Source organism: Campylobacter sp. CCUG 57310 (assembly GCF_013201975.1).
GTDB lineage: Bacteria > Campylobacterota > Campylobacteria > Campylobacterales > Campylobacteraceae > Campylobacter_A > Campylobacter_A canis.
Genome location: NZ_CP053845.1, coordinates 446,825 through 466,454, shown reverse-complemented (window position 1 = coordinate 466,454; position 19,630 = coordinate 446,825). Strand labels below are relative to the sequence as shown.

General features: G+C 39.1%; 21 protein-coding genes. 14 read left to right on the top strand and 7 right to left on the bottom strand.

From position 1 onward, the window contains the following. Positions 1-4: 4 nt before the first annotated feature. From CORI_RS02355 to waaF, 3 genes are read left to right on the top strand one after another with little or no spacing between them, the layout of a single operon-like run. A complete protein-coding gene (locus CORI_RS02355) occupies positions 5-1,075 on the top strand; it encodes a glycosyltransferase family 9 protein (protein WP_173030651.1) in 1,071 nt (356 codons plus the stop codon). Beyond that, complete coding sequence (locus CORI_RS02350) at positions 1,072-2,103, top strand: glycosyltransferase family 4 protein (protein WP_173030650.1); 1,032 nt, start codon at positions 1,072-1,074, stop codon at positions 2,101-2,103. Before CORI_RS02355 ends, CORI_RS02350 begins: the two co-directional genes overlap by 4 nt. Beyond that, entirely contained in the window at positions 2,087-3,040 is a 954-nt protein-coding gene (gene waaF / locus CORI_RS02345; RefSeq protein ID WP_173030649.1) for a lipopolysaccharide heptosyltransferase II, read from the top strand. The genes CORI_RS02350 and waaF overlap by 17 nt, the downstream gene beginning before the upstream one ends. Positions 3,041-3,228: 188 nt before the next feature. On the opposite strand, the gene gmhA is transcribed toward waaF, so the two are convergent. The 4 genes from gmhA to gmhB are packed head-to-tail and all read right to left on the bottom strand — an operon-like array spanning position 3,229 to position 6,682. Then, positions 3,229-3,795: a D-sedoheptulose 7-phosphate isomerase gene (gene gmhA, locus CORI_RS02340; RefSeq protein ID WP_173030648.1), complete on the bottom strand. Its 567-nt coding sequence runs from the start codon at positions 3,793-3,795 to the stop codon at positions 3,229-3,231. After that, positions 3,782-5,188 (bottom strand): D-glycero-beta-D-manno-heptose-7-phosphate kinase, encoded by a 1,407-nt coding sequence (gene rfaE1 / locus CORI_RS02335; RefSeq protein WP_173030647.1) that lies wholly within the window; start codon positions 5,186-5,188, stop codon positions 3,782-3,784. Before rfaE1 ends, gmhA begins: the two co-directional genes overlap by 14 nt. Next, the gene (gene rfaD / locus CORI_RS02330) at positions 5,181-6,170 is read right to left on the bottom strand and encodes an ADP-glyceromanno-heptose 6-epimerase (RefSeq protein ID WP_173030646.1); all 990 of its coding nucleotides are present in this window, start codon (positions 6,168-6,170) and stop codon (positions 5,181-5,183) included. Before rfaD ends, rfaE1 begins: the two co-directional genes overlap by 8 nt. Then, entirely contained in the window at positions 6,167-6,682 is a 516-nt protein-coding gene (gene gmhB, locus CORI_RS02325; RefSeq protein WP_173030645.1) for a D-glycero-beta-D-manno-heptose 1,7-bisphosphate 7-phosphatase, read from the bottom strand. The genes rfaD and gmhB overlap by 4 nt, the downstream gene beginning before the upstream one ends. Before the next feature lie 120 nt (positions 6,683-6,802). Between gmhB and CORI_RS02320 the strand changes: the two genes are divergently transcribed. The 3 genes from CORI_RS02320 (at position 6,803) to CORI_RS02310 (ending at position 8,053) form a co-directional block, all read left to right on the top strand. Then, positions 6,803-7,111 carry a c-type cytochrome gene (locus CORI_RS02320; RefSeq protein WP_173030644.1) on the top strand — a complete coding sequence of 103 codons (309 nt, stop codon included), beginning with the start codon at positions 6,803-6,805 and terminating at the stop codon, positions 7,109-7,111. A 122-nt stretch (positions 7,112-7,233) separates the two neighbouring features. Then, complete coding sequence (locus CORI_RS02315; RefSeq protein WP_173030643.1) at positions 7,234-7,545, top strand: c-type cytochrome; 312 nt, start codon at positions 7,234-7,236, stop codon at positions 7,543-7,545. A 205-nt stretch (positions 7,546-7,750) separates the two neighbouring features. After that, positions 7,751-8,053 carry a c-type cytochrome gene (locus CORI_RS02310; protein WP_169940030.1) on the top strand — a complete coding sequence of 101 codons (303 nt, stop codon included), beginning with the start codon at positions 7,751-7,753 and terminating at the stop codon, positions 8,051-8,053. Between the two features lie 4 nt (positions 8,054-8,057). Here the strand turns inward: CORI_RS02310 and ccoS are convergent, their stop codons facing one another. Together ccoS and CORI_RS02300 are read right to left on the bottom strand one after the other, a co-directional pair. Then, positions 8,058-8,279: a cbb3-type cytochrome oxidase assembly protein CcoS gene (ccoS, locus tag CORI_RS02305; RefSeq protein WP_169940028.1), complete on the bottom strand. Its 222-nt coding sequence runs from the start codon at positions 8,277-8,279 to the stop codon at positions 8,058-8,060. Between the two features lie 11 nt (positions 8,280-8,290). After that, positions 8,291-10,675 (bottom strand): heavy metal translocating P-type ATPase, encoded by a 2,385-nt coding sequence (locus tag CORI_RS02300; protein WP_173030642.1) that lies wholly within the window; start codon positions 10,673-10,675, stop codon positions 8,291-8,293. A 152-nt stretch (positions 10,676-10,827) separates the two neighbouring features. On the opposite strand from CORI_RS02300, the gene CORI_RS02295 reads away from it, so the two are divergent. The 7 genes from CORI_RS02295 to CORI_RS02265 all read left to right on the top strand — a co-directional run bounded on the left by CORI_RS02295 (position 10,828) and on the right by CORI_RS02265 (position 16,971). Beyond that, the gene (locus CORI_RS02295) at positions 10,828-11,205 is read left to right on the top strand and encodes a RidA family protein (RefSeq protein WP_173030641.1); all 378 of its coding nucleotides are present in this window, start codon (positions 10,828-10,830) and stop codon (positions 11,203-11,205) included. A gap of 31 nt (positions 11,206-11,236) precedes the next feature. Further along, positions 11,237-12,322, top strand: a complete 1,086-nt coding sequence (locus CORI_RS02290) for a threonine synthase (RefSeq protein WP_173030640.1) — start codon at positions 11,237-11,239, stop codon at positions 12,320-12,322. Positions 12,323-12,453: 131 nt separating this feature from the next. Then, positions 12,454-13,215, top strand: coding sequence for an acyl-CoA dehydratase activase (locus CORI_RS02285; RefSeq protein ID WP_173030639.1), 762 nt, complete (start codon positions 12,454-12,456; stop codon positions 13,213-13,215). Then, positions 13,212-14,324: a double-cubane-cluster-containing anaerobic reductase gene (locus CORI_RS02280; RefSeq protein ID WP_173030638.1), complete on the top strand. Its 1,113-nt coding sequence runs from the start codon at positions 13,212-13,214 to the stop codon at positions 14,322-14,324. Before CORI_RS02285 ends, CORI_RS02280 begins: the two co-directional genes overlap by 4 nt. Before the next feature lie 20 nt (positions 14,325-14,344). Continuing rightward, entirely contained in the window at positions 14,345-15,304 is a 960-nt protein-coding gene (locus CORI_RS02275) for a substrate-binding domain-containing protein (RefSeq protein ID WP_173030637.1), read from the top strand. Beyond that, positions 15,291-16,037, top strand: a complete 747-nt coding sequence (locus CORI_RS02270; RefSeq protein ID WP_173030636.1) for an ATP-binding cassette domain-containing protein — start codon at positions 15,291-15,293, stop codon at positions 16,035-16,037. Before CORI_RS02275 ends, CORI_RS02270 begins: the two co-directional genes overlap by 14 nt. After that, positions 16,030-16,971, top strand: a complete 942-nt coding sequence (locus tag CORI_RS02265) for an ABC transporter permease (protein ID WP_173030635.1) — start codon at positions 16,030-16,032, stop codon at positions 16,969-16,971. Before CORI_RS02270 ends, CORI_RS02265 begins: the two co-directional genes overlap by 8 nt. Positions 16,972-16,998: 27 nt before the next feature. Here CORI_RS02265 and CORI_RS02260 read toward each other — a convergent pair whose 3' ends face one another. Continuing rightward, a complete protein-coding gene (locus CORI_RS02260; RefSeq protein ID WP_173030634.1) occupies positions 16,999-18,108 on the bottom strand; it encodes a cation diffusion facilitator family transporter in 1,110 nt (369 codons plus the stop codon). 173 nt (positions 18,109-18,281) lie between these two features. On the opposite strand from CORI_RS02260, the gene rho reads away from it, so the two are divergent. Beyond that, complete coding sequence (gene rho / locus CORI_RS02255) at positions 18,282-19,625, top strand: transcription termination factor Rho (RefSeq protein WP_169940008.1); 1,344 nt, start codon at positions 18,282-18,284, stop codon at positions 19,623-19,625. Positions 19,626-19,630: the final 5 nt, after the last annotated feature.

Genomic DNA, 19,630 nt, shown 5'->3' with positions numbered 1-19,630 from the left:
TAATTTGCTTTATTTTGTTATCTATATTGTATTTTTGCCCCTACTTTTTACTCTTAGTTTTTTTAGAAGAAAATCTACCAAATTTCTAATAATTCAAACGGCCAAAATAGGCGATTACGCAAACTCTTCGGTTATATTTGAGAATCTTAAAGAGTTTGATATAGTTCTTGATAAGATCAATTTATCTTTTGCTAATTACGATGAGAGGATAAAGACAAAATTTGCCATAAACGATTACAAAAAATCTCTTTTTGGTAAGCTTAAATTGGCTTTTTTGCTATTTTTTAAAAATTATGAACAAATTTATGTTCTTATGCCAAATGATCTTAATCTTTTCCTTGCAAAATTTGCCTTTGCAAAAAACTGCACAACCATAAAGCACTACAACAGGCATACTTCAAGCGATTTTCTAAGTCTTAATATGAAACTTATAAATCATACGCTAAACGACCTAACTATAGATACCTACCTAAAAATGATAGACTTGCAAGATCATAGTAAAATTTACAAAAAAGAAATTCAAAAGCCGCTTTTTGTGCCACAAAACTCCATCATTGAAAATAACGATAAATTCAAGATAGGCATAAGCCTAACGGCAGGTAATAAAATAAAAACAATTCCGCCTAAAACTCTAAATGAGTTATTTAGGGCGCTTGATAAATTTGAGTGCGAGATATACGTATTTGGTCTAAAAAATGAAGAGAAATTGATGCATGATTTAATCTTTCCGCATAATGCTAAAGTCATCTCTTTGCTTGATAAAATAGCGCTTTGCGAACTGCCTTTTTACATCTCAAAGATGGATCTTTATATATCTTCAGATACCGGGAATTCATACATAGCAGATACTATGGAAGTTGCTACTATAAATTTTATCGGACCTTGCTACGCAAAAGAACAGCGTCCGATATACGAAAAATCACTAATTATTGAATCCGGTCTTAAACCTTTTTCGTCGGTTTTTAAAACCGATACAAAGACAAACGCAGATGAGTATTTTAAACTAACAGCCGGTCAGATAACTAAAATTTTAGATTTCATAAACTCTTTAATAAAAGACAAAAAGCAATCATGAAAAAAATAACCTTCCTAAGAGCTAATCCAAAAGTCGTCGGCGGAGCTGAAATTTATCTATCTCGCCTCATAGAAACGCTTGAAGCAAAAGGTATAAAATGTCAGATCAAAAGCCTTAAAGCGCCCAAATTTCTAAGCTCTTGGATCAAGGCTCTCATTTATGACTTTCAAGTCTGCTCAAGCAAAAACGACGAGTTTTACTTCTCGCTTGAGCGCGTAAGTTGCGCTGATATATACCGCGCAGGAGACGGTGTTCACAAGGTCTATATGAAAGAGAAAAAAAGCCTTTTAAATCCTTTGAATTTGGTATATTGCTACCTTGAGCGTCGCTGTTTTGAAAACTCAAAAAAGATCATAGCAAACTCAAATTTCGTAAAAAATCAGATAGTTCAAACCTACGAAATTCCGGAAGAAAAGATAAAGGTCATATATAACGGTGTTAAAATTCAAGATGATTTTAATAAGCTTGAGGCTAAAAACGAGCTAAATATTCAGTTTGATATAAGAGCGGATATTCCGCTTATTTTGTTTGTCGGAAGCGGTTTTGAGCGAAAAGGAGTGAATGAATTTTTACATCTGCTTTCAAAACTAAAAAGCCGATTTCAAGCCTTAATCATAGGCAAAGACAAAAAAATCAATACTTATAAACAGCTTGCAAAATCGCTAAATTTGGCAAAAAAAGTAAAATTTTTAGGAGCAAGAAACGACATCTGGAAATTTTATAAAGCAAGCGATATTTTTATATTTCCAACCAGATACGAACCCTTTTCAAATGTCGTTTTGGAAGCACTTAGCTTCAAAAACGTAGTCATCACTACCGCTCAAAACGGAGCCAGTGAAATTCTGCCTAAAGATTTTGTGATGAGTTCGCCAAGCGATGAAAACATACTAAGCGTCATAGAAAAACTACTTAACGACACTAAATTTTTATCATCAACCCAAGCCGCGAGCTTTGGGCTCGCTAAAAATTTCAGTATAGAGAAAAACGCTCAAGAGACCATGGAGATAATCGGTGCATATCTTCATTGAATTGCCCACTTGGCTTGGCGATGCGGTGATGAGTTCGCCCGCAATTGAAAGCATAGTTGCAAATTTTAGCGATGCTAAGATCACGTTTTTTGGCTCTTTTGCGGCATGCGAGCTATTTAGACCTCATCCAAACTGCAAAAATATCGTCATAGACGGTAGTAAAAATAGTAAAAATAGGTTTTTAACTCTAGCTAAAACGGCTAGGAGTTTGGGCGAATTTGATATCGCAATTAGCTTTAGAAGTAGTTTTGCAAGCAGTTTTTTGCTATTTTGCTTAAAAGCGCAGAAAAAATTTAAGTTCAAAAAACAAAACTTACAACTTCATCAAGTCTTAAAATACTTAAATTTCATCCAAAATTCACTAAATTTAAAAGAAGCAAAAAATGAGCTAAAGCTATACTTTACCCCTTTTAAATTTCAGAAAAAAATACTCGCGCTAAACCCTGGAGCAAGCTACGGAAGTGCAAAAAGATGGTATCCAAACTACTTTGCTAAAGTTGCTTTGCACTTTAAAGACGAGTTTGAAATTTTAATTTTTGGCGGAAAAGGCGAACTTGATATTTGCCGGCAAATAGAGCAAATTTTAGCCTCAAACGGAGTCACATGCCAAAATTTAGCCGGCAAAACAAGCATACAAGAGCTTTGCGAAAAAATCGGAGGGATTAAAGAAATCGGAGGGATATTTATAACCAACGATAGCGGTCCTATGCACATAGCAGCCGCTTACAAAGTGCCTACCATAGCTCTTTTTGGACCTACTAAATTTGACGAGACAAGTCCTTGGAAAAACGAAAACGCAAGAATTTTACATCTAAATTTAAACTGCATGCCTTGCATGAAGCGAGTTTGTCCGATAAAAACGCATGAATGTATGAAAAATTTAACTCCGAATTTAGTAATCAAAGCCGCCAAAGAGCTAAAAAGAGAAATATCCTAGTTTTAGGACCAATTCAATCTGAAAGTAAATTTAAAATTCGTCACGGATTTTAAAATTTTTTATAAGCCATATCAAAAAATCGACAAATCATCAAATCTTTGAGTTCTTTTGTAATTCTTTGCAAGCCGAACCGATGCAAGGATTTGAGCTAAAATAAAGCAATTTAGCTCAAAATCAAGTGTTAAAAATCAAAAAGCATCATCGATAGCTTGGCAGATAGTATGCCCTATGAGAATATGCATCTCTTGAATTCTAGGCGTATCGCTTGAAGGTATGATCAAATTTAACTCGCATAACTCGTTCATCGCACCGCCGTCTTTACCGCTAAGCCCAAGGGTTCGCACACCCATATCGTTAGCGGCTTTTAAGGCCTTTATGACATTTGCGCTATTTCCGCTAGTTGATATGGCTATGAGCAGATCTCCGCTTCTTCCGATAGCTTCAAGCTGTCGCGAAAAAACAAACTCATATCCGTAGTCGTTTCCTATGGCTGTTAGAGCCGATGTATCCGTAGTTAGCGCAATACCTGCAAGTCCTGCGCGCTCCTTTTTATATCTGCCGCTAAGCTCGGCTGCTATATGCTGAGCGTCGCCTGCACTTCCGCCGTTTCCGCAAAGTAAAATTTTACCCCCGTTTTTAAGCGTGCTAACAGCCATTTCGCACGCTTTTTTTATCTCATCTTGAAGCTTAAAGATAGCTTCTACAGTCTTTTTATGCTCTTCAAGCTCTTTTTTTATCATCTCATTTATCTGCATTTTGTATCCTGTTTATTATACTTGTAGTGCTTTTGCCTTGCACAAACTCAACCAGCCTTACTTCACTTACTATATCGCTTCCCACGACCTCTTTGCCTGCGTAATCGGCACCCTTAACCAAAACATCTGGTCTTAGCATGGAAATTAAATTTATAGGAGTAGGCTCATCAAAGATCACCACATAATCCACCGCGCCAAGTGCCGCAAGCACCGCAGCTCGGTCGAATTCGGTATTTACGGGACGATCTTTGCCTTTTAGCTCGCGCACGGAACGATCGGAATTTAAACCCAAAACCAAAACATCGCCAAATTCCCTTGCTTTAGCAAGATATTTTACATGCCCCGCATGCAAGATATCAAAGCAGCCGTTTGTAAAAACAAGCCTTTTATCGCCTCTGTTTTTAAGCAGTTCGCAAACCTCGTCGGCGGTTTTTATCTTATTTTCAAAGCCTAAAGAGGAGCTGTTTTTAACAAGCTCATTGATCTCTTCAAAACTAGCCGTCGCCGAGCCTACCTTCGCCACCACGACCGCAGCGGCTAAATTTGCAGTTTGTATAGCTTTATCAATGCTTTCTTTAAGCCCAAGCATATATCCAAGCGTTGCTAAAACGGTATCTCCCGCACCGGTTACGTCAAAAACCTCTTTTGCCAATGCCGGAAATTTAAGAGCTTTATCATCCTGCAAAAGCGCGATCCCTTCTTCTGAAATTGTTATAAGCGAATGAGTTAAATTTAGCTCGCTCTTTAGCTTTTTTAAGGCATTTGCAAGATCCTCGTCGCTATTTATGCTAAAGCCAACCGCCTCGCTAGCCTCTTTTTTATTCGGAGTTAGAAGCGTTGCGCCATAGTACTTTGAGTAGTCTTTGCCTTTTGGATCGATTAAAACGGGCTTATTTTGCAAATTTGATTCGTTTATAAGCTGCTTGCAAATATTTTTAGTAAGCACGCCTTTGCAGTAATCAGACAGCAAAACGACATCATAATCGGCCACTACCGCCTTAAATGCACTCACAAGCTCATCTTGGCAAGATATTTCCTCTATGCTTTCTTTATCGATTCTAACTACTTGCTGATGAGTAGCCATTACACGGCTTTTTATCGAGCTTGTACGCCCGTTTTCTAATTTTATAAACTCATCCTTTGCGCCAAAATTTTTAATAATCTCAACTATCTCTTTGCCTACCTCATCGTTTCCTACAGCACTTATTACTCCCACTTTAGCGCCCAAAGAGAGCAAATTTAGCACGACGTTTCCAGCTCCGCCAAGTCTCTTACTCTCATCTTTGATCTTTACTACTTGCACTGGCGCTTCAGGTGAAATTCTATCGCAACTGCCCCAGATATAGTGATCAAGCATCAAATCGCCAACGACTAAAACTCGAACATCACGCATTTATCTCTTCCTTGAAAATTCTCTTTATCTCAGGGATATAGTCCTTTATCCCCTCTTCAAGGCTCCACTGCGGCTCATAATTAAGAGCGGCTCTAGTAGGCTCAATATCTGCTTGCGTGTGAAACTGATATGAATTTACGTAAGGATTTTTTATATATTCATTACCTAAATTTACGCCAAGCTCTCGCTGCAATATATCTGCAATATCTTGAAAGCTTCTAGCCTTACCGGTAGCTGCGTTATAAACCCCGCTTGGCGCATTGATAGCCAGCAAATTTGCGCTTATAATGTCTTTGATATAGACAAAATCTCTTTTTATATTATCGCTTCCTTCAAATAGCCTAGGCGCTTTGCCGCTTAAAATTTGAAGTCCAAATTGCAGCACCATAGAAGCTGTCTTATCCTTAAAAAACTCGCCTTTACCATAGACGTTAAAATACCTAAGCCCAACGACGCTAACGCCTTTTTTTGCATATTTTTGCCCAAGATGATCCATCTTTAGCTTGCTAAATCCATATACGTTGTTTGGCGATTCGCACTCTCCTACTTTTTGAGGGCTTTTTACATTTCCGTAAGTCGCCCCAGAGCTTGCGTATATCATTTTAGCACCCGTTTTAAGGCAAATTTCAAGCAGATCCTTAAAGCTGTTTAAATTTGTTCGCATTAGCTCGCCCTGCTCTCTTACGGTAGTATCTGAGATTGCGGCTTCATGATAGATTATGTCGGGCTTAAACTCCTCTATCATCGCAAGGGTTTTAGCGCAGTTGATATCGCCTTCATAAATTTCACCCTTAAAGCCGAGCAAATTTTTAAAATGCCCAAAACTCTTTAAATTTCCGTTGCTAAATTTCTCATCGCTTCTAAATTTATCCACAACAAGCACCTTGCAACTTGGATAATTTTCATCAAAATGATGCGCAAGCGCTGAGCCTATAAACCCGGCTCCGCCTGTTATAACTATCTTTTTATCCTGTAATTTCATATCAAATTTTCCTCTTTTAAACTTTCAAAAACATCTTCTACGCTTTTAAATTTCTTCCCGTCAAGCAAGAAATTTAGTCCCACTCCCGCACTTTCTCCGGCCTTTATATCGCTATGTTTATCGCCTATCATGATGGATTTTGATAGATCGATATTAAGCTCGCCGGCTGCGTCAATTATCATCTTTGGCTTTGGCTTTCTGCACTCGCAATTAACCTCCGGAGCATGAGGACAAAAGCAAATTTTAGCTATCTTAATGCCGTTTTTTTGAAACTCGCCAAGCATAAATTCGCTAAGCTTGCCAAACTGTTCAAGGGTATAATATCCCCTGCCGATTCCGGATTGGTTTGTAACGACAACAACTATAAAGCCTTTACTTATGAAGCCTTGAACCGCTTTAAAAATTCCATCCTTAAAGATAAAATTTTCAATCTCGTAAACATAGCCGAAATCCTCGTTTATAACGCCGTCGCGATCTAAAAATATGGCTTTTTGGATTTTACAATCATTCATGCGTTAAATTATACTTAAAATTGCTAAAATTTAAGAAGAGTGGTAAACATTTACAAAATATATATTAACATTAATTTTTTTATATTATAATGCGCCCGATATTTTACTAAAGGGGACAAAATGAAAAAATTACTTATCGTTTCAGGTGCTACAGCGCTTCTTGCTTCAAGCCTCTTTGCTGCCGACGGCGCTACGCTTTACAAAAAATGTGTTGCCTGTCACGGCCCCAAAGCTGAGAAATCTTTCCTCAACAAAGTTCCCGCCCTTACTACTTTTTCAAAAGAAGAGATGGTAGAAGCTCTTAAAGCTTATAAAGCAGGCACGTTAAACAAATTTAACTCAGCAGCTATGATGAAACCTATTGTAGCTCCAATGAGCGAAGCTGACATGGAAGCTGTTTCAGAGTATATAACAACTCTAAAAAAATAATCATAGGCGGATTTTCCGCCTTTTTCTCTTTATTATAATTATATTTTCATTTCTTTTTTATTTTTAGATTTACAAAATCAACCTATAATAAACTCTTAAAATTTAAAGCAAGGACATTTTTAATGAAAAAATCATCTACTTTTGCCGTAATTTTAACGCTTAGCTCTTCTTTATACGCTGCAGACGGAGCTGAAATTTATAAACAATGCACCGGTTGTCACGGAGAAAAAGGCGATTTAAAATACCACTACAAAGCCTCGCCTATCATCAAAATATCCAAAGAAAGACGCTTAAAAGCTCTTGAGGGCTACAAATACGGCACTCAAAGCAAATATGGAATGGGTAGTGCGATGAGCGATCAGGTGAAACACCTAAGCATGGAAGAGTTAATTGCGGTAAATGATTTTATAGAGTCTTTGAAAGATTCAAAATAAATTTCAAGCATTATATAATCATTAAAAGCACAGCAAATTCAGCTTTTAAAGACTCTACGGGATCAAAAATAAAACACTTATTTACATATAAATTTATAAAATTTTAAATACAAATTTCATATAACATTTTAGTTTCTTTTTGCAACTTACTTTAAGAAAATTAAGAATATAATAAGCTCCGATTTTTATCAAATAAGGATACAAAATGAAAAAAGTATATATTTTGGCGGCTGCCTGCTTACTAGGCTCATCTCTATACGCAGCTGACGGGGCTGAAATTTATAAAAAATGCGTAGCCTGTCATGGTCAATCTGCCGAAAAAAAGTATGCGAACAAAGTTCCGCCACTTGTTTCGGTATCTAAAGAGGATCGTTTAAAAGCGCTTGAAGGCTATAAAGAAGGCACAAACAATACTTACGGTATGGGTGCTGTTATGAAAACTCAGGTTAGAAGCTTAAGCGCGGATGATCTAAAAGCGGTTAACGACTTCATAGAAACTTTAAAATAATCCATCAATCAGGCGGCCTATAACCTTTTTTGGTCGCCTCTTTTTGTTTTAACTCCATTTTATAAGCGTCATTTAGCGCATCTTCGCCGTCATATTTTGTTCCGTCTAAAAATTTACGATAGTCTTCAAACTGCCTAGTCTTAAGCCCCCAAAGCAAAGCAAAGAGCCCAAAAGCTCCAAGCAGAGTCGAAACGCCTATCATCAAAGCTATTATACTTATATCCATTCTACACTCATTTACTTCGAATTTTGCCTAATACGCATTGAATTTAGCACCACCACGACCGAGCTTAACGACATTGAAACCGCCGCAACCACGGGCGAAACATACCCAGCCATAGCAAGCGGGATAGTTAGCGCGTTATAAACAAGCGAAAAAGCCAAATTTTGATTTATCGCCCTAAAGGTTCTCTTGGCAAGCCAAATCGCCTCTTTTAGCAAATTTAAATCATCTTTCATAAGCACTGCATCGCTTCTTTGCAAGCTCACATCAGCCCCGCTTCCAAGGCAGATAGCGACATTAGCGTAACTTAGCGCAAGCGCGTCGTTTATCCCGTCTCCGACCATCACGACCTTTTTTCCGCTTTGGGTTAAATTCTCTATGAAGTTAGCCTTATCCATAGGCAAGCAGTTTGCTTTAAATTCCTTTATACCAAGCTCATTAGCCACTTTTTGAGCCGCAAATTCATTATCTCCCGTTAGCATTACGATCCTAAATTTAGCCTGTCTTAAGGCATCAAAGCACTCCTTTGCGCCGCTTCTTATATTATCGCTTAGTTCAAATTTCGCCGCTATTTGACCATCAATGGCAAAATAATAATTAGTCCCCCTGCTCTCTTTAGCCAAATTTATCCCAAGCTCCAGCATAAATCGCTCACTGCCCGCATAAATTTCACTTCCGTTAAATTTAGCGCTAACGCCTTTTGCCTCGATGTTTTTAAAATTTTGCAAATCATAAATTTCAAAAGAGTCAAATTCCGCCTTCAAATACTCGCTAACGGCTACGCTTACAGGATGAGAAGAGCTTTTTGCAAGAGAGTAGAGCAAATTTATATCATACTTGCTAAAACTCTCAAATTTATCCACCGCCATCTTGCCAGTAGTTATGGTTCCTGTTTTATCAAACACTATCATGTCGCATTTTGCTAGGCTTTCAAGCACCTTAGCCTCTTTAAATATCACGCCCTTTTTAAACCCAACTCCAAGCCCCACAAGCGTACTAACGGGAGTTGCAAGTCCAAGCGCGCAAGGACAAGCAATGACTACGACTGAAATTCCTACGATCAAAGCCGCTTCAAAAGAGCCCGTATGCCAAAGCCAAAAACAAAACGTAAATGCACTTAAAACCATAATAACGCTTGAAAATTTGCTTGAAATTTCATTAGCAAGCTTTTCTATGTGAGGCTTTTTGGTTATCGCCTTTTCAAGCAGATGAATGATCTTGCTAAGAGTCGAGTCGCTAAATTTAGCGCTTGCTTCATACTCGATAAGCCCGTCAAGACATATGGAGCCGCTGTTTAAAGGATCGTTTTTTTCTTTAAAAACCGCCGAGCTTTCGCCCGTAAGACTTGAATAATCAAAACTAGCAGAGCCGCTAGTTACCACACCGTCTATAAGTGCGCGCTCGCCCGCTCTAAGCACGATTATATCGCCTATTTGCACTTCGCTTACATCTTTAAGCAAGGTTTTACCCTCCGTCTTTACGCTAACCTTGCTTGACACCATCGAATTTAGGCTATCAAGAGTATCTCCTGCTCGCTTTTTGCTTAAGACTTCTAGGTACTTGCCGATAAATACGAAAGTAATTATCATCGCGACCGAATCAAAATAAACCTCGCCACTCCTTGAAAACATCGCATATATCGAAAATATATAAGCCAAAAGCGCGCCTGAAACGATAAGCAAATCCATATTTTGTCTTCTGTTTTTAATCGCTGCAAGCGCACCTTTAAAAAACCCGCTTCCCGTATAAAAAAGCACCGGAGTAGCTAAAACAAACTCCGCAAAGCTTAAAACGGCCTTTACGTCATCTCTTATGCCCGTAAAATAACCGCCGTATTTTGCAACGCTTAGCCACATTATGTTCATAGTGGCAAAAATCCCCACCAAAAGCTTTGCGTAAAATTCTCGCCTTTTATTGGTTATATACTCCTCTTCACGGCTTGGATCGTAAGCATAAGCGTCATATCCGATAGATCTTATAAGTCTTAAAATTTCGGACAAATTCGTCTCACTCTCATCCCAAACGATAGTGGCTTTATTATTTAACGAATTTATATTAGCTTCTAAAATTCCCTTGGCGTTAAATAAAACTTTTTCGTTTAGCCAGATACAAGCTGCGCAGTGAATGCCGTCTATCACGAGTGAAATTTTGCTAAATCCATTCTCGTTTTTTACATAATTTTGATAAGCCAATTCTAAATTTTCATCTTTTTGAACGCTAGACTTAACGGGACTTAAGACATTTTTACCAAGACGATCGTAAAACTCACTCAGTCCGCTGGAAGAAAGAATTTCAAATACGCTTTTACAGCCGTTACAACAAAATTTGTTGCCGCTGGATTCGATCATAACGCTATCTTCAAAGCTCCGATGACAATGCGCGCACTTGGTTTTACTCATGAGTTACATTTTTCTTTCAAATTTAGATTTGTAAATTATACAGCTAATGTTTTGATTTTAAGGTTAAATCAAATTTGTATATCAAGCCAAATTTTACATAGAATTTATAAAAAAGGTTGTAAATTTTGATAATTTTCATCAAAGGAGCAAATTTGAAAAAGATCCAGACTCAAAGTTCAAAAAACAGAAAGGCTCACTATACCCCCGCTATCGAGCATAACGGCATACTTTACGTCTCAGGTCAGCTTAGCATCGACACAGCAACCATGAAGCTTCCAAAAGGCGGCGCTAGAGAACATGCTAGGCAGGCGCTTGCAAATTTACAGACGGTTTTAACCGAAGCCGGAGCCAAAAAAGAAAACGTGATAATGTGCAGAGTTTATACGCCCGATATAGCGTTTTGGGACGATATAGACGATGAGTATGCGAAGTTTTTTGGCGAGCATAAACCTGCGCGTGTAGTCGTGCCTACCTCGGCACTTCATTTTGGCTGCTTGGTTGAAATAGAAGCTCAAGTGGCGATGATTTAGACCTAAAATATCAAATTTATAAGGAATAAAAATGGCAAATTTCAAATGCACAAGTTGCGGCAGCGAGGCTTCGCTTGAAAATTTAAACTTTGAGTGCAAGTGCGGTGGGCTTTACGAGCTTAAATTTACTCCGCCTAAATTCTCGCTTGATCTTGTGGATAAGGGCGAATTTAGCCTATTTCGCTACCGCAAATTTATGCCGCTTCAAAATGAAATTTGGAAGCAGATCACGCTTGGCGAGGGCATGACGGCATGCGTTAAATTCGATGATAAGCTTTACTTTAAGCTGGATTATGCGATGCCTACGCTTTCATTTAAAGATCGCGGAGCGGCACTTCTTATCTGGCTTTGTAAGAGTATAGGAGTTAAAAAAGTCCTTCAAGACAGTAGCGGAAATGCCGGAAATTCGGTTGCTGCCTATTGCGCTAGAGCAGGGATTGAGTGTGAAATTTACGTCCCAAAAGGAACTTCTGAAAAAAAGATAAACATGATAAAAGCTTTTGGCGCTACGGCAACGGTGTTTGACGGAACTCGCGACGAAACGGCCGACGCATGCCGTAAAAAAGCTCGAGATGAAGGCATTTATTACGCAAATCACGTATATAATCCGATCTTTTATCAAGGCACTAAAACTTACGTGTATGAAATTTACGAGCAGCTCGGACGTGTGCCTGATAACTTCTTCTTGCCTGTTGGCAACGGCACGCTGCTAATCGGCTGCGAGCTTGCACTTACGGAGCTTTTTGAAGCGGGGCTTATAAAAAAGCTGCCTAAAATTTTTATCGTACAAAGCGAAAATTGCGCTCCATTTTTCGGCGCTAAAGATAAGCCGCTTGATATCGTCGTAAAGCCGACCGAAGCTGAAGGCATAGCCATAGGAAAGCCGATGAGAGGGTATGAAATTTTAGCTAGCAAATACGCAGGTAAGCGCGAAGTGATAACGATACCCGAAAGTGCGATTTTGCCTGCAAGAGAGCATCTGGCGAAAAGCGGATTTTACGTAGAGCATACTACTGCTGCGATATATGCTGCGTATGAAGAGTATGTAAAAACTCACGAGATCGCAGGAGACAGCATCATCTCGCTTTGCGGCGCAGGCGTTAAAAGCGAACACTAATCTTGATTGATTAAGCGAATTTAAAATTTAGGATATGCGCTCATGTCCTAAATTTATCGTTTGACAAAACATCGTTACTTTGTTACAATTTTGCAAGTTCTAAGGCTAGAAACACAAACGCAAGGCGCACAATGTATCTCATCGGTATAGACATCGGCTCAACATCTACAAAAGTGGCTGTTTTTAATAAAAACTATCAAAAATTTACAGAGTTGTTTTTGCGCCCTACAGGATTTAGCGGGGTAAAAATAGCGGATGAAATTTATGAAATTTTAAAAGAGAAAAACTACTTCCCAAGCTTTATAACCGCAACCGGATACGGCAGAGTAAGCGTTAAATACGCAAATTTTACTACGACTGAAATTTTATGTCACGCATTGGGAGCGAATTTTTTATTCCCGAAAGATTGCACGGTAATCGACGTAGGCGGACAAGACACAAAGGCTATCAAAATCGTAGCAAACAGGCCCGAAGACTTTATAATGAATGATAAATGCTCTGCAGGAACGGGCAAATTCATCGAAGTTATGGCAAATCGTCTCGGGCTTGATATAAACGAGGTTTACTCCACCGCAAAGAAAAATTTAAATATCAAACTAAGCTCCACTTGCACCGTATTTGCCGAATCAGAAATAATCTCGCTAATGGCAAACGGCGTAGATAAAACGCAAATCGCTTACGGTATCATTGATTCGTCCGCTCAAAAGGTAGCCTCCTTAACCAAAAGGCTGGAGAGTGAAATTTACTTTTTAAGCGGCGGGCTTAGCAGGGTAAGTCTTTTTAAAAATTTGCTCGCAAATCACTTGCAAAGAGAAGTTTTTACCGATGAAAATGCGATATTTTGCGGAGCGATGGGAGCTAGCCTGATCGGACTTAAAAAGGAAAAATCATGAGAATGGATTTTGAAAAACTTAAAAAACGCAACTCCTTTGAACTGCAAAATTTAAAAGCTGAGGGCAAGCCTATAGTAGGCACGTTTTGTACATATTCGCCAAAAGAGCTGATATACGCTGCAGGCGGAGTTGCCGTCAGTCTTTGTGCAAATGACGAAAGCCCTATAAATATCGCGCATAAAGAGCTTCCAAGAAATCTCTGTCCGCTTATAAAAGCAAGCTACGGATATGCGGTTAGCAAAAAATGCCCTTATATGAACGCAAGCGATATCATCATAGGAGAGACTACTTGCGACGGCAAAAAGAAGATGTATGAACTGCTTGCAAACCACAAGCCGGTGTATATTTTAGAGCTTCCAAATATGACAAATAAGCGCTCGCTAGCTCTTTGGAAGGACGAGCTAATAAGCTTTAAGGAGTTTTTACAAGAGAAATTCAAAGCTAAGATAACCCAAGAAAAGCTCTTTGAAGCGGTAAAAATCCACAACGAGGAGCGCGAGCTGATGTGTGAGCTGATGGAGCTAAACAAGGCCATCCCAAGCCCTATTAAAGGTAGCGAACTTCACGAGATACTATTTGCAAGCGAATTTATTTACGATAAAAAAGAGAAGATAAAAACTCTCAAAGCCTTCATAGAGGCGACTAAACAAAATTTAGAAGCTAAACTTTCAGATAAAAAGCGTATAATCATAACCGGCTGTCCAAGCGGCGGAGTGTATGAAAAAATAATAAAACAGATAGAAAATTTAGGTGCTGACGTGGTCGCTTTTGAAAACTGCGTCGGAACGAAAAATTACCGAAATTTGGTCGAAGAAAAAGGAAATTTGATAGAAAATATCGCTAAAAGATATCTTGAAATTCCATGTTCGGTGATGTATAAAAACGACAAAAGAGCGCAAATCATCAAGGAATTTATCAAAGAATACAGCGCAGACGGCGTCATAGATATAGTTTTAAGCGGGTGTCATACATACGCTATAGAGACAAATAAAATAAGAGAAGCTAGTAAGGAGGCGGGTGCGAATTATATGAGTTTAGAGACTGATTATTCAAGGCAAGACAGCGGACAAATACGTACAAGACTAGAGGCTTTTATAGAGCTTTTATAAACAAAATTTAAGGAGAAAATATGAAATTTAAGAGCATTTTACTAAGTTGCTTACTGCTTGCAGGCTCGGTTACGGCAAGCGATAAGCTTAAAGTTTATTTTGAAGCGGGAAGTATCGGCGATAACTTCTCAAGCGTTATCTCAAACGGCGCAAAAATGGCGGCAAAAGACCTAAATGTCGATCTTAAGGTGGTGTATTCCGAGTGGGATCCAAACAAGATGGTTGAAAATTTCAAAAACGCCGTTGCAACATCGCCTGACGGCATCATAGTGATGGGTCATCCTGGAGACGAGCTATATCAGCCGCTTATCAAAAATGCGATAGAAAAAGGCATAAACGTAACAAGCATAGATACCGAGCTTCCAAAAAGCCTAGAGGCCTTTAAGTCAAGCGGATTTGGCTATACGGGAAGCAACAACTACGAAAGCGGCAAGGCTATGGCGCACGAAGCTGTGCAAAAATTTGATATGAAAAGCGGCGAAAAGGTGATGGTATGGGGTCTGCTTAGCATGCCTGTAAGAGGTCTTAGAGCAAAGGCTATGCTTGAGGTGTTTAAAGAAAAAGGTTTAAAGGTAGAATACATCGAAATTTCACCTGAGATAAACAAAGACCCAAGCTTAGGACTTAGCGTATTTGGCGCTTACATGGCAAAGCATCCCGATACCAAGCTTGTAGTGTTTGATCACGGTGCGCTAACGGCGCAATCACCGCAATTCATGAAAAGCCTAAATTTAGATAAAGAAAAGCTAAATATCGCAGGATTTTCGCTCTCTCCTGCCACGATTGCAGGGATTAAAGACGGCTCAATCGACCTAGTTGCCGACGCTCAGCCGTTTTTTCAAGGATATTTTAGCATCGTACAAATCGTAATGAGCAAAAAATACGGATTTTCAGGATTTAAGGTTGATACGGGAGGTGGATTTATAACCTCTAAAAATATCGCTCTTATCGAGCCTTTAGTAAAAAATGGCATCAGATAACGCGATAGAGCTTAAAAACGCTTTTAAAAGTTTTGGAAATACCAAAATTTTAAAAGGCATAAATTTTAACCTAAAAAAGGGCGAGACAATCGCTCTTTTAGGCGATAACGGAGCTGGTAAATCAACTCTTATCAAGTGCCTTTGCGGTTATGATAGGTTTGATAAATTTGATAGCTTTAGCGTGCTTGATACTCCTATAAAAAAGGGAGAATTTGACCTGCTAAAAGCTAGAAATTTAGGCATGGAAGTAGTCTTTCAAGATAGTTCGCTCGGGCTTTCTCAAGAGATTTATCGAAACATATTCGCCACTCGTCATATCACGAAATTCGGTCTTATTGACAAGAAAAAAGAGATAGAAATTTCAAATCAAATTTTAAAAGAATTCATGGGTTTTAGCGGAGCGGGGATTGATGCTACAAGCCTTGCAAGCAACTTAAGCGGAGGCGAAAAGCAAGGACTTGCTATAGCTAGAGCGATTTATTTTAAATCACAAATTTTAATTTTAGACGAGCCTACAACAGCACTTGGAGTAAATGAGACCGAGCGATTTATGGGATTTTTAGATAAGCTCAAAGAGCAAAATTTAAGCATCATAATCATCACTCACAACTTAAATCAAGCCTTTCATATCGCCGATAAATTCGTGCTTTTGCGAAGCGGAGTGATAGAGCAAGAACTAGATAAAAGCGAAATTTCGGATCTAAATTCACTCTACAAGGTATTTTATGAGTAGAAATTTAGTCATTACGGCGATACTTTTTGTGATTTTAGGAGTGTTTGCAGCCTTTTCGCCTGAGGTGTTTTTAGCCAAAAACATCTATTTTAGCTACCTAACCTCTGTGCCTATCATACTCATACTCTGCCTTGGTCTGCTTCCTCTTATCATCTCAGGCGAGTTTGACATGAGTTTTCCTGCGACGATGGCGATGAGCGGATTTGTATTTTCTTACGTTTTTAAAGCAAGCGGGAATTTAGCCTTAGCTACGCTTGCAAGCCTTGGCTTTGGTGCACTTAGCGGAGCTTTTAACGCGCTTTTGGTTATAAACGCAAAAATACCTTCCATTATCGCAACTATCGGCACACAGTTTTTCTGGCGAGGACTTGCCGTGGTGCTAAGCGGAGGACTTTCACTATCTTTAGCGAGTGCCGAAGGCTTTTTAAAGGAATTTTTTGTAGGCAGACTTGCAGGAATACCCGCTCAGTCAATCATCGCGACCGTTTTGGCGATACTAACTTACATTATGATCTTTAAACACAAATTCGGAGACAATATCTTGTTTTCGGGCGATAACGCAAAGGCCGCTAAAATGCTAAGCATAAACGTTGCTAGAAGCAAATACCTGCTTTTCATCAATATGGGCGTGATGAGCGCACTTGCAAGCATTATCTTGAGTCTTGAGTTTATCAACTGGTGGCCTACGCAAGGAGACGGATACATGCTGCTTGTATTTGCGGCGATCTTTATCGGCGGTACGGGCGTAAGCGGAGGAAGCGGAAGCGTATATGGAACGCTCATAGGCAGCATAATCATCGGCATAATGGAAAGCGGTATCGTAGCCATGGGCTTTGACGCATTTTATACGCGAGTGATTTACGGAGCTATCATAATCGTATCCGTTGTAATATACGCCAAATTTGATAAAAATTCCAAAGCGCGCAGCTTCTAATCAAACTTTGCGCGCCAAGGATAAATTCTAAGTAAACTCCCTATCGATAACGATAAAAATTTTATATCCGGGAAACTGCGCCGAAACGACACTTTCCATTTTGGCTCTAAGCTCGTCTAAATTTCGCTCTTTAAAGCTAACTACGACATCAAATCTAACCGTTTTTTTATCCGTATTTATAAAAAATGCGTGTAAATTCAGTATGCTTTTAAATTCGCTTAATAGGTTTTTTACGCACTCTTTAGTGTCGTTTTGTCCTAAATTTACGCTATAAATTCCAAACACAAGATATATGCGATATCTGCGGTAAATTTCTATCTGAAGCTCATTTAGTCGCTGGGAAATTTCTGAAATTTTCATATGCTCGTCAACTTCTACGTTTATCGAACCTACATATCGCTCAACACCGTAGTTATGAAGTATCAGATCATACGCATCAAGAACTATCTCACACTCCTTAACCGCCTTATAAATTTCATCGCTTACTTCTTTTTCCACTCGCCCGCCGATAATCCTATCAAAGGTTTCTTTAATCAAAATCACGCCGTTATAAATGATAAAAAGCGAAGCCAAGGCTCCTGCATAGCCGTCAACCTGGATATTTGCAAAGTACGAAAGTCCTGCGCTAACAAGTATTACGCAAGATATTATGGCGTCTCCTAAGGCTTCCTGTCCGACTGCTTTTAAGGCTATGGATTTGGTTAAATTTCCCATCTTTTTATAGTAAAACGCTATGGCAAATTTTACAAATATAGCGATAAAAAGTATGATTAAGAGAGCCGGAGTAAATGTCGTAGTAACGGGCTCTATAATGTTTTCTATCGAGGTTTTTAAAAACTCAAAACCAAGCATTAAAACTATGATAGAGACTATAAGCCCTCCGATATACTCAACTCTTCCGTATCCGTACGGGTGGCTCTCGTCAGGCAACTTTTGAGCAAGCTTTGATCCAAAAATCGTTATCAAGCTTGAAAATGCGTCGCTTAGGTTATTTACCGCATCAGAGATGATAGCTACGGAATTTGAAGCAAGCGCTATAAAAATTTTAATGCTTGCTAAAATAACATTCGTAACTATACCTATAAAAGCGGTTTTTATTATCTTTTTTTCACGTTCGCCGTCTTTAAATTGCATCATTTTAAACTTCTTTTTATTAAGATTTTCGCCATTTTATCATATTTTTTAACTATTTTAGAGCACGAGTTAAACTTGACAACAAAGCAAATTTTATATAAAATACGAACTTCAAAGAACTTCTTTTGAAACTTTATTTTCTACTATAATTTATCCAGTAAATTTAAAGAGGACTAATGGAAAACACTAATCAATCTGCGCAAGCAAATTCAGAGACCACAAAAACTACGAAAAAACATCAAAATACTCGCACTCATATTCCTGTAGACGGACACAAGATAGAAGAACTTCGCATGCTAAGCCTGGAAGATCTGGTGCAGATAGCAAACACCGTAGGAGTGGAAAATCCTCGCGAATTTCGCAGACAAGATTTGATATTTGAAATCCTAAAAACGCAGACCAAACAAGGCGGTTTTATATTATTTACGGGGATTTTAGAGATTACCAACGAGGGTTATGGATTTTTACGCTCGGTTGATGCGAATTTAAGCGACAGCTCTAACGACGCTTACGTTTCAAACTCTCAAATTCGCAAATTTGCCCTTCGTGTGGGCGACATCGTAACCGGTCAAGTTAGAGAGCCAAAAGATCAAGAAAAATATTACGCCCTGCTTAAAATCGAAGCGGTTAATTACATGCCTCTAGCGGAAGCCAAAGAAAGACCGCTTTTTGATAACTTAACTCCGCTATTTCCGACTCAAAAGCTTCACCTTGAGTATGACGCGATGAAGCTTACGGGTCGCGTGCTTGATCTCTTTACACCTATCGGAAAGGGGCAGCGCGGACTTATCGTCGCACCTCCAAGAAGCGGTAAAACTGAGCTTATGAAAGAGCTTGCTCACGGTATAGCAAGAAATCATCCTGAAGCGCATCTTATGGTGCTTTTGGTTGATGAACGCCCTGAAGAAGTTACCGATATGCAGCGCTGCGTAAAAGGCGAAGTGTTCAGCTCGACTTTTGATCTTCCTGCGCTTAATCACGTACGAGTTGCAGAGCTTGTTATCGAAAAAGCAAAGCGTTTAGTTGAAATGGGCAAGGATGTCATCATCTTGCTTGACAGTATAACCCGTCTTGCACGCGCCTACAACACCGTAACTCCGCCAAGCGGCAAGGTGCTAACGGGCGGAGTTGACGCAAACGCGCTTCACAAACCGAAAAGATTTTTCGGAGCGGCTAGAAACATCGAGGACGGCGGAAGCTTGACGATAGTAGCAACCGCGCTTATTGACACGGGTTCAAGAATGGATGAGGTTATATTTGAGGAATTTAAAGGCACGGGAAATAGCGAGATCGTGCTTGATCGCAACATCTCAGACCGCAGAATTTATCCGGCTATCAATATCTTAAAATCAGGCACGAGAAAAGAAGAGCTTCTTCAAAAGCCTGATGAACTTCAAAAAATTTGGGCTATACGCTCGGCCATCGCTTCGATGGATGATGTGGAAGCGCTTAAATTCCTGTATGCAAAAATGCTTAAAACAAAAGACAACAAAGAGCTTTTGTCGATATTAAATGATTAAAATTT

Bases quoted from the DNA above. Each gene is read 5' to 3' on its own strand.
- CORI_RS02275 (WP_173030637.1), top strand. From the start codon at position 14,345: ATGAAATTTAAGAGCATTTTACTAAGTTGCTTACTGCTTGCAGGCTCG.
- rho (WP_169940008.1), top strand. From the start codon at position 18,282: ATGGAAAACACTAATCAATCTGCGCAAGCAAATTCAGAGACCACAAAA.
- rfaD (WP_173030646.1), bottom strand. From the start codon at position 6,170: ATGAAATTACAGGATAAAAAGATAGTTATAACAGGCGGAGCCGGGTTT.
- CORI_RS02300 (WP_173030642.1), bottom strand. From the start codon at position 10,675: ATGAGTAAAACCAAGTGCGCGCATTGTCATCGGAGCTTTGAAGATAGC.
- CORI_RS02320 (WP_173030644.1), top strand. From the start codon at position 6,803: ATGAAAAAATTACTTATCGTTTCAGGTGCTACAGCGCTTCTTGCTTCA.
- CORI_RS02285 (WP_173030639.1), top strand. From the start codon at position 12,454: ATGTATCTCATCGGTATAGACATCGGCTCAACATCTACAAAAGTGGCT.
- CORI_RS02270 (WP_173030636.1), top strand. From the start codon at position 15,291: ATGGCATCAGATAACGCGATAGAGCTTAAAAACGCTTTTAAAAGTTTT.
- CORI_RS02290 (WP_173030640.1), top strand. From the start codon at position 11,237: ATGGCAAATTTCAAATGCACAAGTTGCGGCAGCGAGGCTTCGCTTGAA.
- gmhB (WP_173030645.1), bottom strand. From the start codon at position 6,682: ATGAATGATTGTAAAATCCAAAAAGCCATATTTTTAGATCGCGACGGC.
- gmhA (WP_173030648.1), bottom strand. From the start codon at position 3,795: ATGCAGATAAATGAGATGATAAAAAAAGAGCTTGAAGAGCATAAAAAG.
- CORI_RS02350 (WP_173030650.1), top strand. From the start codon at position 1,072: ATGAAAAAAATAACCTTCCTAAGAGCTAATCCAAAAGTCGTCGGCGGA.
- ccoS (WP_169940028.1), bottom strand. From the start codon at position 8,279: ATGGATATAAGTATAATAGCTTTGATGATAGGCGTTTCGACTCTGCTT.
- CORI_RS02260 (WP_173030634.1), bottom strand. From the start codon at position 18,108: ATGATGCAATTTAAAGACGGCGAACGTGAAAAAAAGATAATAAAAACC.
- CORI_RS02315 (WP_173030643.1), top strand. From the start codon at position 7,234: ATGAAAAAATCATCTACTTTTGCCGTAATTTTAACGCTTAGCTCTTCT.
- CORI_RS02280 (WP_173030638.1), top strand. From the start codon at position 13,212: ATGAGAATGGATTTTGAAAAACTTAAAAAACGCAACTCCTTTGAACTG.
- CORI_RS02265 (WP_173030635.1), top strand. From the start codon at position 16,030: ATGAGTAGAAATTTAGTCATTACGGCGATACTTTTTGTGATTTTAGGA.
- rfaE1 (WP_173030647.1), bottom strand. From the start codon at position 5,188: ATGCGTGATGTTCGAGTTTTAGTCGTTGGCGATTTGATGCTTGATCAC.
- CORI_RS02310 (WP_169940030.1), top strand. From the start codon at position 7,751: ATGAAAAAAGTATATATTTTGGCGGCTGCCTGCTTACTAGGCTCATCT.